Origin of the sequence: Silvibacterium dinghuense (assembly GCF_004123295.1) — a bacterium.
Classification (GTDB): domain Bacteria; phylum Acidobacteriota; class Terriglobia; order Terriglobales; family Acidobacteriaceae; genus Silvibacterium; species Silvibacterium dinghuense.
The window spans coordinates 1,803,950-1,819,285 of record NZ_SDMK01000001.1 but is presented as its reverse complement, the minus strand read 5'-3'; the positions used below and the strand labels follow the sequence as shown (position 1 = coordinate 1,819,285).

General features: G+C 63.1%; 10 protein-coding genes. 5 read left to right on the top strand and 5 right to left on the bottom strand.

Annotated features, from left to right (window positions below):
- Positions 1-35: 35 nt before the first annotated feature.
- Together ESZ00_RS07145 and ESZ00_RS07140 are read right to left on the bottom strand one after the other, a co-directional pair.
- Positions 36-1,355, bottom strand: coding sequence for a cytochrome P460 family protein (locus ESZ00_RS07145; RefSeq protein ID WP_129207425.1), 1,320 nt, complete (start codon positions 1,353-1,355; stop codon positions 36-38).
- A gap of 367 nt (positions 1,356-1,722) precedes the next feature.
- A complete protein-coding gene (locus tag ESZ00_RS07140; protein ID WP_129207424.1) occupies positions 1,723-3,381 on the bottom strand; it encodes a rhamnogalacturonidase in 1,659 nt (552 codons plus the stop codon).
- Between the two features lie 380 nt (positions 3,382-3,761).
- Here ESZ00_RS07140 and ESZ00_RS07135 point away from each other — a divergent pair, with 380 nt between their 5' ends.
- Positions 3,762-6,656, top strand: coding sequence for a TonB-dependent receptor (locus ESZ00_RS07135; RefSeq protein ID WP_129207423.1), 2,895 nt, complete (start codon positions 3,762-3,764; stop codon positions 6,654-6,656).
- Positions 6,657-6,723: 67 nt separating this feature from the next.
- Here the strand turns inward: ESZ00_RS07135 and ESZ00_RS07130 are convergent, their stop codons facing one another.
- Both ESZ00_RS07130 and tyrS read right to left on the bottom strand, forming a co-directional pair.
- Positions 6,724-7,242, bottom strand: a complete 519-nt coding sequence (locus ESZ00_RS07130) for a hypothetical protein (protein ID WP_129207422.1) — start codon at positions 7,240-7,242, stop codon at positions 6,724-6,726.
- A 413-nt stretch (positions 7,243-7,655) separates the two neighbouring features.
- Positions 7,656-8,897: a tyrosine--tRNA ligase gene (tyrS, locus tag ESZ00_RS07125; RefSeq protein ID WP_129207421.1), complete on the bottom strand. Its 1,242-nt coding sequence runs from the start codon at positions 8,895-8,897 to the stop codon at positions 7,656-7,658.
- Positions 8,898-9,159: 262 nt separating this feature from the next.
- Here tyrS and ESZ00_RS07120 point away from each other — a divergent pair, with 262 nt between their 5' ends.
- Positions 9,160-10,545: a protein kinase family protein gene (locus ESZ00_RS07120; RefSeq protein WP_129207420.1), complete on the top strand. Its 1,386-nt coding sequence runs from the start codon at positions 9,160-9,162 to the stop codon at positions 10,543-10,545.
- 401 nt (positions 10,546-10,946) lie between these two features.
- Here the strand turns inward: ESZ00_RS07120 and purD are convergent, their stop codons facing one another.
- Positions 10,947-12,218 carry a phosphoribosylamine--glycine ligase gene (gene purD, locus ESZ00_RS07115; RefSeq protein ID WP_129207419.1) on the bottom strand — a complete coding sequence of 424 codons (1,272 nt, stop codon included), beginning with the start codon at positions 12,216-12,218 and terminating at the stop codon, positions 10,947-10,949.
- Between the two features lie 251 nt (positions 12,219-12,469).
- Here purD and ESZ00_RS07110 point away from each other — a divergent pair, with 251 nt between their 5' ends.
- From ESZ00_RS07110 to ESZ00_RS07100, 3 genes are all read left to right on the top strand, one after another.
- Positions 12,470-13,765, top strand: coding sequence for an Nramp family divalent metal transporter (locus ESZ00_RS07110; protein WP_129207418.1), 1,296 nt, complete (start codon positions 12,470-12,472; stop codon positions 13,763-13,765).
- 92 nt (positions 13,766-13,857) lie between these two features.
- The gene (locus tag ESZ00_RS07105) at positions 13,858-14,802 is read left to right on the top strand and encodes an aldo/keto reductase (protein ID WP_129207417.1); all 945 of its coding nucleotides are present in this window, start codon (positions 13,858-13,860) and stop codon (positions 14,800-14,802) included.
- On the top strand, positions 14,799-15,212 hold the full coding sequence (locus ESZ00_RS07100) for a nuclear transport factor 2 family protein (protein ID WP_129207416.1): 414 nt from the start codon (positions 14,799-14,801) through the stop codon (positions 15,210-15,212). Before ESZ00_RS07105 ends, ESZ00_RS07100 begins: the two co-directional genes overlap by 4 nt.
- The last annotated feature ends 124 nt before the right edge of the window (positions 15,213-15,336 follow it).

Here is a 15,336-nt window from a genome sequence, read left to right as displayed (position 1 = left end):
CAAAGGCAATGGGTCGCGGTTAGCGCTGGCCAGTCCTACGGCAGCAGAAACGGAATCCCCTTCACGAACGCTGTGCGCGCCTCGGCATCGCTCACCGAAGGCGTCGCCTCGCGCAGGCCATCGCCCGAAAAGAGGCGATACTTCCCCGAAGCCACGAACTCCACCTGCGCCGGAGCATCCGGAATGCGCGCTCCGAACCAGTGCGGATCGTCGCGCTCTTTCCAGGTGACAAGCGCCAGCACTGCATCGCCGGTTGCAGCGCCGCCAGCCTTGTGCGCCGCCATGGCGGCATCGTTGGCGAACAGGATGGAGATCGTGTTTTGCCGCCGGTTGGCGAAGACGCTCACCGGGTTCCACTGCAAAGGTTGATAGGGCAACGATGCAGGCAGCGCCGCGGCCCGCGTATTCAGCACCTCTTCGCGACTCGTCGCAGCGTTCGAGATCGGCAACGTATAGACAGAGTCGTTGCCTTTGACCGGCGCATGGCAGCTGGTGCATTCGCCGACGAACGCGGCATCCTTGCCGTAGGGAGTGAGGTTTGCGCCGCGCCAGCGGCTCCAGCCCCAGCCGTCCGTATCCCGGAAGCGCCCGGCATGCTTCTCCATGAACTCCACCTGCACGAACTTCCCTGCCGCCAGCAGGCCATCGGCGCCCGACGACTGCTGCCAGGCAATCTTCGCGAAGCGCGTGCCATCGGGCCAGGGCGAAGTCTCACCCGCTGCCGCTGCGCGCATGGCCACATTGTTGCCCAGGATCAGCCGCAGCGTGCCGTTGTCGCCGCGATCGGTCGCGCTGATCAGCCGCCAGCCGGTGTAGTCCGGATAAAACCGCAGCCCGTTCGGCTCCGGCTTGACGGCATCCGAGCCCACGGGAGCGGCCTCGCCGGCAACGAGGCCCGGCCCGGGTTCCTGTCCCCCTGCATCGGCGTGTGTCGCCCACGGCTGCAGCCAGTCTTTCATGGTGGCGAGATCCGCTGCGCTGACGCGTGCCTCGGGATGGGCCAGGAGAAAGCGTCCCGGCGGCATCGCACCCAGCTGGATCATGTTTACCGCTTCATAGAGCGTGGCCCGCTGCGCTGCCACAGGCTTTTCGCCCAGCATCGAGAAGTTCAGGTGCTGCCGCGCCGCCAGGATGTCGTAACGCACCAGCCAGTACGCGGGCACGGGTTGGTCGAACCAGCGCAGGTGATTCTCATCCGAGTGGCAGCTGTAGCAGTCTTTTTCGAGAATGGCCTGCACCTGCGCTGGATAGGCAGGCGGAGCCGTCGTGGAGCGGAAGCCAATCTTCGGCCGTGCCAGCTGCAGTACCAGCAGCGCAAACAATGCAAGCGCGCCGAGGCGCAGGATCCATTTCATGGCTTTCTCCTGAACGCGCGCAGGATGCGGGCGCTGTACCTTATCAGCCTAGAGCCTGTTATGAACTTTCGCGCGAGCGGCGTTGCGCGGGAAAATCGGCCGAGACGAGGCGGAGGACGAAAGCTTAGGCTATTCCTAGGTGAGGACGACAACGAAGTATGGGCCGATTTTCCCCGCAACCCGAAGGGCTGGGGCCAATTTTCCCGACCTCTTTCGTCGCTCGCTGCTCGGATATAGCCCGATATCCGTCGCAACTCGCTCCTCGATCTCGTAAAAATTGGCTCCCAGCGACCGCCGCGGGAAAGTTCATAACAGGCTCTATCCCGCATCCTGCGGAAAGCCACTCTTCCTGCGACGAGCCGCAGCCTTACAGCGTCTGGTCGGTCGCCTTGTCGAGCGTCGCGTCCGCCGCAGCCCGGCTGATGCGCACCCGCAGGTCGCGTACATCCTTCAGGCGGAAGGCCGGCTGTCCGGCAGGTGCTGTGACTGCGATGAAGTCGGCGCGCTCCACGTCTTCGAGGTAGAACGCAGGCCGGGGATCGGGCGTGGCCGCAGCGACTTCGGTGTGGCTGACCTCTAGCCGCTTCACGTGCCGGAAGAAGAAGCCCTGCGACGGCATCGGCCCGAACATGGCCGGATCGGGATACTTGGCCTCGTTTTCGGGAGGCGTGATGCCGGCATAGGACTGCGGCGCGCCGCCCTGATGCTCCATGAAGATGTTGGCGATGCGCAGGTCCTCGATGGCGGCCTGCGGCACCCCCGAGGCAATGGCGCACAGCTTTGAAGCCGAGTTGTAGCTGGCGATGTTGCTGATTGTCACGCGGCGCAGCGTGCCCACCTTGGTGGTCGCCTGCGGTCCGCGCAGGCGCGCGCCCAGGCGAAGAAACAGCGGTCCGCTGATCAGGTCGCGCATGGTGAGGTTCGAGACGGCAATGTCTTCAAGCAGCGCGCCATCCTCGCTCTCGAGCGCGAGGCCATGGCAGCCCTCGAAGACGCAATTCGAGATCGTGATGTTGCGGAATCCGCCGTTCGATTCGGTGCCGCACTTGATCCGGCCGGTGTAGAAGGGCCGCATCTCCGCCGATTCCTGCCCGGTGAACTTTTTGAATGTGCCGTCGAGCACCGTGCCCAGCTGATAGGTGCCGGTCACATAGCAGTTGGTGATCGTCACATTGTCGGTCGAGCGCGCATAGCCCAGCGCATAGCTCGACTTCGGACAGATGCCGTCGTCCCACGGCGAATTCACGGTGCAGTTGGCGACGCGCACGTTGCGGCAGCAATCGATATCCATGCCGTCGCGGTCGGTGTCGATCACCAGTCCGTCGATCGTCAGGTTATCGACACCGGTGAGCAGCAGCCCGAAGTGTCCGCCCTTGAGGATCGCGAAGTCGCGGAAGAGCACATTGCGGCAGTTCTTCAGCGCGATGGCCTTGTTGCCTACGCCGGCCTGCTCGGCCCGGAAGGGATAGCCCAGCATCACATGGTCGCGTCCGTTCGAGAGCCCGCGTCCCCAGATCAGTCCCGGCCCGGTGATGGCGACGTTGTCGAGATCCTCACCCCAGAGCAAGGAATTGTGCCAGTGATTGTGACCGTAATCCTGATACGGCTCCCAGGGCAGGTTCGGCTCCGCGGCATCATAGGTGCCGCCGTTGTAGCCGGTGGCATCGCCGGGCTTGGGCGAGTCGGCGGCGATGATGGCCGTGCCCGCCATGAGCTCGAGATGCACGTGGCTCTTCAGGCGGACCGAGAAGCAGAGGTAGCTTCCGGCGGGGAAGGTTACGGTGCCGCCGCCTGCCGCGGCTGCGGCTTCGATGGCTTTGTTGATAGCCGGGCTGTCGACAGTCTTGCCGTCGCCGGTTGCGCCGAACTGGCGGACGTCGAAGCGGGCAGGAGACCCTGCCATCGCCGGGGTGGTGCTGCCGGTGTGGGTTCTACCCGAGGCCATGGCCAGGGCCGGTGCGGCTGTCGCTGCCAGGCCCATGCCGGAGAAACGCAGCAGCTCGCGCCGCGTCGCGTCAAAGAGCATCGATCATCTCCTGTCGCGGACCGTCTTTCGCTCCATGTGCGCGCAGCCCGCGTCTTTCCTGCGTTTCCCAGCATACACGCCGCGCTGGAGAGTTCGTCGCGGCCTGCTTCGAGGCCGGTGTGGTGACATGCTCCGGGCTTTGCAGGAAAATCATGGAAGCGTTGCAAAAATTATGGAGCGCTTTTCTGCTCAGCTCCGTCTCATAGGCAGCGCGTTCCTGCTCACCCGGCTCTGCCCCGGCGGTGTGAGGCGTTGCTCTGATGGACTGCTGCTTCTCGCGGCGAACTTCGCCGCCTCCTGGCGCGTATCTCACTCGTGTTTCTGCAGTAAATAAATTTCACTCTGCCCGAGACTCTGTCGAAGGAGCCTGACGCACCGCTATGCGCCGTTCCCGCTCTGTTCTGTCCTGTTGCGCCTCTCTGTTGGTAGCGCTTGCGTTGTTCATTTCCGGACGCCCCGTGTGGGCTCAGGTGGCCAGCCCGGATAGCCCCGGCGCCATCGCCGGCACCATCGTCGATCCCACCGGCGCTCTCATCCCCGGCGCCACCGTGAATGCCGAAAAGTCGGGCAATGTGATCTCCACCGCTGAGACCGACAGCCAGGGGCATTACACGATCACCGGCCTCGTGCCCGGCTGTTATACCGTCGACGCCATTGCCACTGGTTTCCAGGAGACGCACGTCGACGGGGTCTGTGTTTCGCCCGGCGAGACGCAGCGCAAGTCCCTCTCGCTGCCCATCGAGATCCAGCAGCAGCAGACCGTCGTTACCGATAGCGAGATCGACACCAGCCCGGACAAGAACGGCGGCGCGATCGTCATCAAGGGCGCGGCCATCAATTCGCTTTCGAGCGATCCGACTGAGCTCCAGGATCAGCTCGAGGCGCTCGCCGGGCCAAGTCCCGATGGTGGCAGTGCGCAGTTCTTCGTCGACGGCTTCTCCGGCGGCAAGCTGCCGCCCAAGTCTTCGATCCGTGAGATCCGCATCAACCAGAATCCCTTTTCCGCGGAGTACGATGCGCTGGGCTTCGGCCGCATCGAGATCTTCACCAAGCCCGGCACCAACAAGCTGCACGGCGACTACTGGATGCAGGGCAACGACTCGTCCTTCAACACCCACAACCCTTTCGTCGCAGACCAGCCGCCCTACTACTCCTACATGCTCGATGGTGACGTAAACGGGCCGATCAATAAGAAGAGTTCCTACTTCGCCGATATTTTCAATCAGCACACGATCAATGACTCGGTGGTGAACGCCGTCGTTCTTGACTCGAATCTGAACCAGACCAGCTTCACGCAGGCGATCACCTCGCCGACCACTACCACCAATTTCACCCCGCGCTACGATCTCCAGATCGGCCAGGTGCAGACACTCACCCTGCGCTATTCCTTGCAGCGCACCACGCAGTCGAACGCCGGTGTCGGCCAGTTTGAGCTGGCCTCGCAGGCCTACAACAGCGACAACACCGAACAGAGCATCCAGTTCTCCGACACGCAGATGTACAGTCCGCATGTCGTCAACGAGACGAAGTTCCAGTACATCCGCGACCGCAATAATCAGACGCCCGCAGAAACCTCTGCCACCGTCACCGTGCAGGGCGGCTTCACCGGCGGCGGCAATAACACCGGCATCAACCGCGACAACCAGGATCACTACGAGTTCCAGGACCACCTGCAGATCGAGCATGGCACGCATGAGTTCAACATCGGCGCGCGCCTGCGCGACGTGCGCGATGCCAATGTCTCAACGGCGAATTTCAACGGCAACTATACCTTCGCCTCCATTGGCGCCTACCAGATCACTGAGCAGGGATTGAAGGCCGGTCTCACCGGAGCGCAGATCCGCGCCGAAGGCGGCGGCGCCAGCCTCTTCTCGCAGACCGTGGGCACGCCCGGCATCGTGGTCTCGGTCTTCGATGCCGGCATCTATGCTGAGGACAACTGGAAGGCGCGCAAGGACCTTACTGTGAGCTATGGTCTGCGCTTCGAGTCGCAGACGCAGATGTCCGATCACGACGACTTCGCGCCGCGTTTCGGCGTCGCATATTCTATCCCCGGCCCCAAGAACAAGCCTCCGCGCGCGGTTCTCCGCGCTGGCTACGGCCTCTTCTACACGCGCTTTGCTTCGACGAACGTGCTCACCGCCAAGCGCCAGAACGGCGTCGAGCAGGTGGGCTATTCGGTGACCAATCCGGATTTTTACCCCGATACCTGTGGCACCAATCCCGCGATCTGTACCAGCGGAGCGACGAGCGCGCCGACGATTTACAGCATCGATCCTTACCTCCGCGCGCCCTATGTCTCCACGGCCGCGTTCACTGCGGATATTCCTGCCGGCAAGTACCTCTCGTTTTCGGCCAACTACCTCACGTTCAAGGGTGTGCACCTCTTCCTCACCCGCAACATCAACGCGCCGCTGCCGGGCACCTATAACGTCAATGACCCAACCAGCGGTGTACGCCCGCTCGGCACAGACGAGAACATCTACCAGTTTGAATCGCGGGGAGCCTCGTCCATCGATGTAGGGTTTTTCCGCGCCAGCCTGCATACCAAATCGATGGGCCTGTTCGCGGCCTATGTGCTCAGCAAGGCCGAGGCGAACACCTCGGGCATCACCAGCTTCCCTTCCAACCAGTACGATCTGCACGTAGACTATGGCCGCAGTGCGAACGACATGCGGAACCGGGCTTTCTTATTCGGGTATGCCGACCTTCCGGGTCATGTCAGCCTGCACGCCTTCATGGTCTATAACTCGAGCAAGCCCTTTAACATCACGGTGGGAGAAGACCTGAACGGGGACACCCAGTTCAATGACCGCCCGGCCTTCGCCACCGATCTGACGCGCTCGAGCGTGTATCACACCAAGTGGGGCGTCTTCGACGCCGACCCCATTGCCGGGCAGAAGATCATCCCCATCAACTACGGCAAGGGTCCGAACATGTTCCAGGCCAACCTCGGCGTTGGGCGCAGCTTCAATTTCGGGCCGGTCGTTCCGGACGAAAACCCGCCACCACCGCCGGCGCCTGCTCCGGCCAAAGACTCCAAGGACTCGAAGGATGCCAAGGCGCCCGCGAAGCCTGTGAAGAAGCCGATCGTGCGGAAGTACACTCTGAGCTTCACGGTTGACGCCGAAAACCTCTTCAATGTGGTGAATCTTGCATCGCCTGTCGGTGTGCTCGGCTCGCCGCTTTTCGGAGAATCGACAGCGCTGGCCGGGGTCTTCGGCTCGACAACCGCCAACCGCACCATCAACCTCGAGACCTCCTTCCGTTTCTGACGGCAAGCGGCCTGAAACGCGAAGAGCGCGGCCATGGCCGCGCTCTTCGCCTTGCGCTGAAACGTGTTTACGCCTCTTCGACCTCGGGTTCCGACCGCCAGGAGCTGATCGCCGCGAAAGGCTGCGTCACGAAGGAGGCTGCGAGCCGCGGCATCGCCCTCATGTCGTCCATGAAGGAGCGGCTGTTCTCGCCCACCAGCAGCGCGCCGTTCTGCATCACGTGCCAGTGGAACATCGCCGAGAAGACAGTGACGATCACCGCGCCAATGCCCAGCGCGCGCATGTTGCCATGGTCCAGCCACAGGTGCAGCGCCGAGTCGGCCGCCAGCGAGCCCAGCGGAATCGCCAGCACGGTGATGGTCCATGCCAGCCGCTTCGGCTTCACATCCAGCGCCTGCTGTTGCCAGGCCGAGAAGATGCCGGCCGTCAGCAGTACGTAGCAGGCCTCGACCGCGCCGAAGTGCTCGCGGGCGTGCAGCGGGCTGTGGTAGAGCGCCGCCATGCAGGCACCGGCCCGGCAGATGGCCGTGATCAGCGCCGCCTTCCAGTTCCAGTGCGTGAGTGGGTAGAGCCAGGCGTTCCGCATGCTGCTATTACGCCTCAGTTCTCCTGCGGCACTGTCAAAAATCGGTGACATTTACGGCAATTTCTTGCTAGATGTGCCCGAAAAGGCGACAGCTGCTCCGCGCAGGGCGAATCGCTTCGCGTGGCGCTCCCTTTGGTCGCGGCGCAGATTCACTATCCCGGAAACTACCTTCTTTGAAACGGCTACTGGAAGTATTGGATGGTAAATTTGTTCTCCTGGAGGGCAGGGCATGAGCGCCGGGTGCCCCACCCAAGCTTCGCTTGGGTGGGAAGGTACGAACCCCGGCTCTGAGATCCGTGTAGAGTCTTGTTCCTCATCCAGGCTTGAATGGGCTACCGTCAGCTCGTACGCTCTCATCTGAGCCCTGAGCCCTGAGCCCTGAGCCCTGAGCCCTGAGCCCTGAGCCCTGAGCCCTACCCGATCACCGCGACCTTGGCCCGCTTGCCTACGCGCAGCGTAACGCGGGCATGGCCGTTGAGCGCCAGGTGCGACTGCTTGCAGACCTCGCCATCGATGCGAACCGCGCCTTCCTTCACCTTGCGGTCGGCCTCCGAGGAAGAAGCTGCGAGCCCGGTCGCAGTGAGCAGTTTTGTTACGCGGATGCGTCCCTCTGCGTCGGGGTTCAGGTCGGCGGTCGTGAGCGTGACCTCTTCGAGCCCTTCCACGTCATCGCTCTTCTGCTGGAACTGCCGTGCCCAGTTCTCGTCCGCGGCGCGCGCCGCTTCTTCCGAATGGAAGCCGGCGACGATGGTGCGGGCGAGGCGCTTCTTCGCCTCCATGGGATGCAGCGTGCCTGCGGCGACCTCGGCCTGCATGGCGTCAATCTCCGACTGGCGAAGATCGGTGAGCAGCGTCCAGTAGCGCCACATCAGCTCGTCATTGATCGACATCAGCTTGCCGTACATCTCCTGCGCCGGCTCGTGGATGCCGATGGCGTTGCCGAGCGACTTCGACATCTTCTGCACGCCGTCGAGACCTTCGATGATCGGCGTCATGAAGACGATCTGCGGCTGCTGCCCGAAGTCGCGCTGCAGCTCGCGCCCGGCCAGCAGGTTGAACTTCTGGTCCGTGCCGCCCAGCTCCACGTCGGACTCGAGCGCCACCGAGTCGTAGCCCTGCGCCAGCGGATAGAGAAACTCGTGCAGCGAGATCGGCTGCTCGCTCTGGAAACGCGCGTGGAACTCGGCGCGCTCGAGCATTTGCGAGACGGTGAACTTGGCGGCGAGGCGAATGAAGTCCTCGAAGCTGAGCTTGCCCAGCCATTCGGAGTTGAAGCGCACCTCGGTCTTCTCGCGGTCGAGGATCTTGAAGACCTGCTCCGTATAGCTCTTCGCGTTCTCGTCGATCTGCTCGCGCGTCAGCGGCTTGCGTGTGGCCGAGCGGCCCGTCGGGTCGCCGATCAGAGAGGTATAGTCGCCGATCAGGAAGATCACCGTGTGCCCCAGGTCCTGGAAATGCTTCAGCTTGCGCATCAGCACCGTGTGGCCCAGGTGCAGGTCCGGCGCGGTCGGATCGAAGCCGGCTTTCACGCGCAGCGGCTTGCCGGTTTTCCGCGATTGCTCGAGGCGCTCGCGCAGGTCGGAGATGCGGATGATCTCCGCTGCTCCTTTTTGAAGCAGGTCCATCTGCTCATCGACTGGAAGAAAGTGTGCCATCGCTTTCTATAATAAAGTTCAACCGGGCGGGAGGTCTCAAACCGACACCCCGTGCAGCCGATGGTTCCCAAAGAGCCTCCAGGCGACGCTTCCCGCGTTTTGCCTCATCTGTGCTCTGTAGAATCGAAAGGGTCCGGCTGCAGAGCTTTCGGCTGAGTCGCCGGTTCTGGCCTCGCTGCCGCGCACGGCTGTTCGACTTGTTCCACTTGCCCCACGCGGCTCTCTTCCTTGGCCTATTTACCCCCAGGATGTGAATCTGCGTATGGAACTGTGGACAGAATATGAAGGAACAACGATTGACGGCGCTTTCCCGCTGAAGCGTCTTCTGCAGCCGGAAGGCCGCAGCGCGCTCTTTGCCACCTCGGATGGGCAGGGTGCGCCCCGTATCCTCCGCCTCGTCGAATCTCATTTCGATGATGATGAGATCCTCGCCCGATGGCGCGGTGTCGCTGCCCTTCATCATCCCTATCTGCTCCGTATCGACGACTTCGGCAAGGTCACTCTCGACGAAACCGCCCTGGTCTACGCGGTCATGGAGCCATCGGACGCCGATCTCGGCGAGGTCCTCGTCAACCAAAGGCTTTCACAGGCAGAAAGCCGTCAGCTTGCCGAAAGCGTCGCCTCCGCCCTCGAGGCGCTGCACACACACGGCTTCGTGCATGAGCACGTGTCGCCGGCCAGCATCCTCGCCGTAGGCGAGACCGTCAAGCTGCGCAGCGACTGCATCCGCGAGGCGCCTGAAGGCGCCGAAGGCCAGGCGCTGAAGCGCCGCGATCTCGAAAATCTGTGCACCGTCCTGCTCCAGGCTCTCACCGGGCAGCGCACGATCGAAGCCGCGGGGCCGCTGCCCGCGCCCTTCGACCGCATCATCACCGGAGGTCTCCGCGGTGGCTGGGGCGCGGCCGAGATTCTCGCTGCGCTCAAGCCGCCGGCCACTGCGCCAGCGCCAGTAGCACCCACGGCTCCTCCGGTCTCCGCGACAGTTCCGGCCGCCTCGAAGCCTGCACCGTCGCCAGCATCGCCCACGCCCACTTCCAGCCCTGTTCCAAAAGCGGCATCAAGTCCGGCTGTGGTACCGGTGTCCGGCTCTGCTTCGGGCTCTGCCTCTGGCCCGGTATGGGAGGCGAATCCGGAATCCCGCTCGGCTGCTCGCGTGGCGCTGATGGCCGGCGGCGTGATCGCGGTGCTCCTCTGTCTGTGGCTGGGATGGCATATCCTGCACCATTCCTCCGCTCCGGCCGCATCGACAGCAGCCCCCACGGTCGCCGTGGAGCCCGCAGCGGCTCCGGTTTCGACTCCGGCTGCTCCGCTTCCGCAGCGTCCCAGCGCCGCGCATCCGATGGCTTCGGCTTCCTCGGCCTCGCCTGTAGCCGCATCTGGTCCCGAGCAGACGGTCGCGGCCGATACCCGTCCCGGATGGCGGGTCATCGCCTACACCTACAACCATGCGGATCAGGCGCAGCATAAGGCCAGAACGATTGCCGAGGCGCATGCCGATCTCCAGCCTTCGGTCTTCACGCGCACCGGGCAGGCGCCCTTCCTGGTGACCCTCGGCGGCGTGATGACCCGCGATCAGGCCATCGCTCTCGCCGGGCAGGCGCACCGCGAGGGGCTGCCGCACGATGTCTACGCGCAGAACTATCACTGAGCACAACCCTTCGCGCTGATACGAAAAAGGCCCCTCGCAAGAGGGGCCTCGGTTCTTAGTTCGGTCGTATTGACACGCATGCGTGCCGTAAATACCAGGCATACCCGTTTCCCTGTCATCTCGACCGAAGCCTCCTTCTTACTTTGTCATTCCGACCGGAGCGAACCAGGGGCCCCGGCGCGCCCGATGTTGGCGCGCTGGGGTGGGGAAGCGAAGTGGAGGAACCTGCGGTTTTGTTTTACCCCACGCCACGCCAGCGCCGCGACCAGCGAGAGCGGAGGCGCGAAACAGAAAATCGCAGGTTTCTCCAAGGCGCAGGACCAGAAATCGGTCCTGCGCCGGTCGAAATGACAGGTCTCTGCTTGAGCAATAGGTGGATACGACCTGAGAGCGAGCCCCAGCTACTTCTTCAAGGCCCGGTGCCCGATATCCCGCCGGTAGTACATCCCCTCGAACGAAATGTTTGCAATGCCTTCGTATGCCGTCTTGAGCGCGGCCTCGAGCGTCGCGCCTGCGGCGGTCACCGCCAGTACGCGGCCGCCGTTGGTCACGATCTGCCCATCCACCAGCGACGTGCCCGCGTGGAAGACGGTCACACCCGGCACCTGCTCGGCTTCGGCCAGTCCAGAGATCGGCAGCCCGGTCAGGAAGCTGCCCGGATAACCGCCCGATGCTGCGATCACGCAGGCCGAGGCGCCCGGCTTCCAGCGAAACTCCGTCTCGCTCAGCCGGCCTTCGACGCATGCTTCTATCGCTTCGAGCAAGTCGGAATCCAGCCGCACTAAAATCGCCTGCGTCTCCGGGTCGCCGAAACGCGTGTTGTACTCAAGCACCATCGGTCCGCGCGCCGTCATCATGAGCCCGACATAGAGGACACCCACGAACGGCGTATCTTCCGCTGCCATCCCGTTCACTGTCGGCTGCGCGATGTGGTTTACGATCCACTCCCGCATCTCCGGTTCGATCATCGCGTCCGTCGAGTAGACTCCCATGCCGCCCGTGTTCAGGCCGGTGTCGCCCTCGCCGATTCGCTTGTGGTCCTGCGCCGGAACCAGCGCCGCCACATGCTTGCCGTCGCTCAGCAGCAGAAAGCTCAGCTCTTCGCCGGTGAGGAATTCCTCGATCACCACCTGCGTCTCGACCGAGCCCAGCAGCTTGCCGCTGAAGAGCCCCGCGATTGCCTGTTCGGCCTCGGCCTTCGTCTCGCAGATCAGCACGCCCTTGCCCGAAGCCAGGCCGTCGGCCTTGACCACCACCGGCAGATGGAAGAGCGGCAGCGACTCCAGGGCTTCTTCCTTCGTGGTGCACACCGCGTAGTTCGCCGTGGGGATGTTGTGCCGCTGCATGAAGCGCTTGGCGAAGCTTTTGCTCGTCTCGAGCATGGCCGCGGCCTGCGTCGGCCCGAAGACCTTCAGCCCGCGCCGCTGCATCTCGTCCACCAGCCCGACGGAAAGCGGCAACTCCGGCCCCACGATGGTCAGGTCGGGCGCTACTTCCGAGACCACCCGCATCAGGTCGTTGATGTCCTTCTGATGGACCGGCACGCACCGCGCCAGCGCCGCTATGCCGCCGTTCCCCGGCGCGCAGACAATCTCCGTCACCCGCGGCGACTTCTTGAGCGCCCACACCAGCGCATGCTCGCGGCCACCCGCGCCTATTACCAGAACCTTCATCTCAGCCAGCTTCTCCGTGCTCCGCAATCTTTGCTGCCGCTGTCTCTGCCTGTCGCCTGTAGACAACAAAGTTCAGGCTATCGCAGCAAGTCTCCCGGGCCAAGCCGGTGCCGCGACCGGCGGGAGCGGGGGGGGGCCGAAGGCAAAAGGCCTGGACGGCCAGTCCCTGACTGGGTAGTCAATCTTAATTAAAAATATTTCGTTAACCATGGTTTACATCTCGCCGAAGCTTTTCTACACTGGGACCACCCATGGCTTCCTCCACCACAGAACCGGAGCTCCTGCCCAGGCTGAAGAGCAAGCAGCTCTGGTCTTACTTCGGGCCGGCCTTCGTCGCCAGCATCGCCTACATCGATCCGGGCAACTTCGCCGCCAACTTCGACGGCGGCGCGCGCTTCGGTTACAAGCTCCTATGGGTGCTGCTCTGGTCGAACGCCATGGCGATCCTCATCCAGTACCTGGCCGCCAAGCTCGGCATCGCCACCGGCAAGTCGCTGCCTGAGAACTGCCGCGACCATTTCCGCAAGCCTGTTGTTCTTATCCTCTGGCTGGCTGCCGAAATTGCCGCGCTGGCCACGGATATGGCTGAATTCCTCGGTGCGGCACTCGGCTTCTATCTGCTTTTCGGTCCGCGCTTCCTGCTCTATGGCTGGAGCAGGACGGAGATCCTGCTCGTCGCGGCGCTGCTCGCTGCCCTCTGCGTCTTTGCTATCCTCGCGCTCGAACTCTGGGGATACCGCACCCTGGAGCGCGCCATCATGGGCTTCGTCTGCGTCATCGGTGTCTGCTATGCCATCGAGATGCTGATGATTCGTCCGAGCTGGAGCCAGGTCACGTATCACACCCTCGTGCCCACCATCGACGGCAGCAGTGTGTACATTGCGGTGGCCATGCTCGGCGCTACGGTGATGCCGCATGTCGTCTACCTGCACTCTTCGCTCGTGCAGCCGCGCCGCCGCGAGGAGAACATCGGTACCCCGCGTCAGCGGCTCGTCCTGCGCCTGCGCCACCTGCGCTTTGAGACGATCGACGTCTTCGCCGCGATGAACGCCGCCTGGCTGGTGAATTCGGCGATGATCGTCGTCGCAGCTGCTGCCTTCGGCGGCCACGTGCTGGCCAATCCCATTGAAGATGCGCACCGTACCCTCGGGCCGCTGCTGGGGCCGGCCTCGGCCATGGCCTTCGCCATCGCGTTGCTCTGCTCGGGCCTGTCTTCGTCGACGGTAGGAACGATGGCCGGCCAGATCATCATCGAGGGCTTTCTCGATATCAAATTCAGCATCTTCCTGCGCCGCCTGCTCACGCTCATTCCGGCGATCGCGGTCATCGCCAGCGGCCTCGATCCGCTGAAGATCCTGATCCTCTCGCAGGTGGTGCTGAGCTTCGCGCTGCCCTTCGCGCTGATCCCGCTGCTGCTGCTCACCGGCAACAAGGCCCTCATGGGACCGTTCACCAACCGCCGCCCCACGCACATGCTCGGCTGGGTGACGGTGAGCATCATCGTCGCGTTGAACGGATTTCTGTTGTGGCAGAGCCTGGTGGGTTGATCCTGCACGGTTCCCATCTCTTTTTCACATAAGGAGCGTAGACTCTCAGACCGGACCTGCTCGGGAAATAAAAGCGCTGCCGAGGTAGCCTGATGACTGCTCCTTCCGCGTTTCAGACAAAGAAGATGCCGCTCAACCATGGAGCCGGTGCCATGCCCGCAGCCGGCTTTGGCACCCTGATTCCCGACGCGGCCGTCACCACTGCCGCAACCGGATATGCGCTGGACGCCGGCTTTCGCCACTTCGATTGCGCCGAGCGGTACCGGAATGAGGCTGAGGTCGGCGAGGCTTTGCAGACGGGGCTTACCGCCAATGGGCTCACACGCGAAGACATCTTTGTCACTACGAAGTTGTGGAACTCGAATCACCGGCCTGAGCGTGTCGAGCCCGCATTTGAGGCCAGCCTCAAGAGGTTGAAGCTCGATGAGCTTGACCTCTACCTCATCCACACGCCCTTTGCCTTCCAGCCGGGAGAGGAGCAGGACCCGCGAGACGAAAGCGGCAATGTCCTCTATGACAGCGGAGTGACGCTGCTGGAGACGTGGCAGGCGATGGAAAGCCTGGTGGACCACGGCAAGTGCCGCGCCATCGGGCTCTCGGATATTACGCTGGAGGGATTGCTGCCGGTATACGAAGCGGCACGCATCAAGCCGGCAGTCGTGCAGGTGGAATCGCATCCGTATCTGCCCGAGACGGAGCTCCTGAGTTTTTGCAGGGAGAAAGGGATTGTCCTTCTGGCGTTTGCGCCATTGGGTCATGGAGCCAGGCCGGGGCCGCTGGAAGATCCGGTGGTGACAGCAGTGGCCGCGCGCGTTGGAAAGACGCCGGCCCAGGTATTGCTGGCGTGGGCGGTGCAGCGGGGCACCGCTTTTCTCACCACACCGAAATCGGCGGCTCGCGCACGCGAAAACTTCGACATATCGCCGCTTCCTGCCGATGCATTTGACGAGATCGACCGTATTCAGATCAGGCAGAGGCTCAACAGCGTGGTGCAGACCGGTGTTCCAGGCTTCATTCCGCGAGGCAGCGCATCATGATGGACGAGCATTCTTCCCAGCAGTCCACGCAGGAGAAGCGGATACGAGATGCCCTGGAGGCACACTGGCGAGCGTCGGCGGCCGGGGATGCGATAGCCGAGCACGACATCTACGATGACGATGTCATCTGCGACTATCCCCAGTCAGGCGAGCGCATTTTCGGACGAAGCCACTTACAGGCCCTGCGAAGTCATCATCCGGGAAAGCTGTCGGGCTTTCAGGTGAAACGCATGCTGGGACGCGGTGATCTTTGGATCACGGAGTACACCATCCTTTACCAGGGACATCCGGCATACACGGTGAGCATCATGGAGTTTCGCGATGGCAAGGTGGTGCACGAGACGCAATATTTCGCGGAGCCGTTTGAAGCTCCAGCGTGGCGGAGCCAGTGGGTGCAGAAGGCCGAGTGACACGGGCACATGCTTAGCTATTCCCGCGGCGATCGGAGATGCTGAGTCGACCTACCTAAAGCCCATAGAAGAACAAAAGGCGAGGCCAACCGGCCTCGCCTCCACTAAACCCTACACCCTAAAC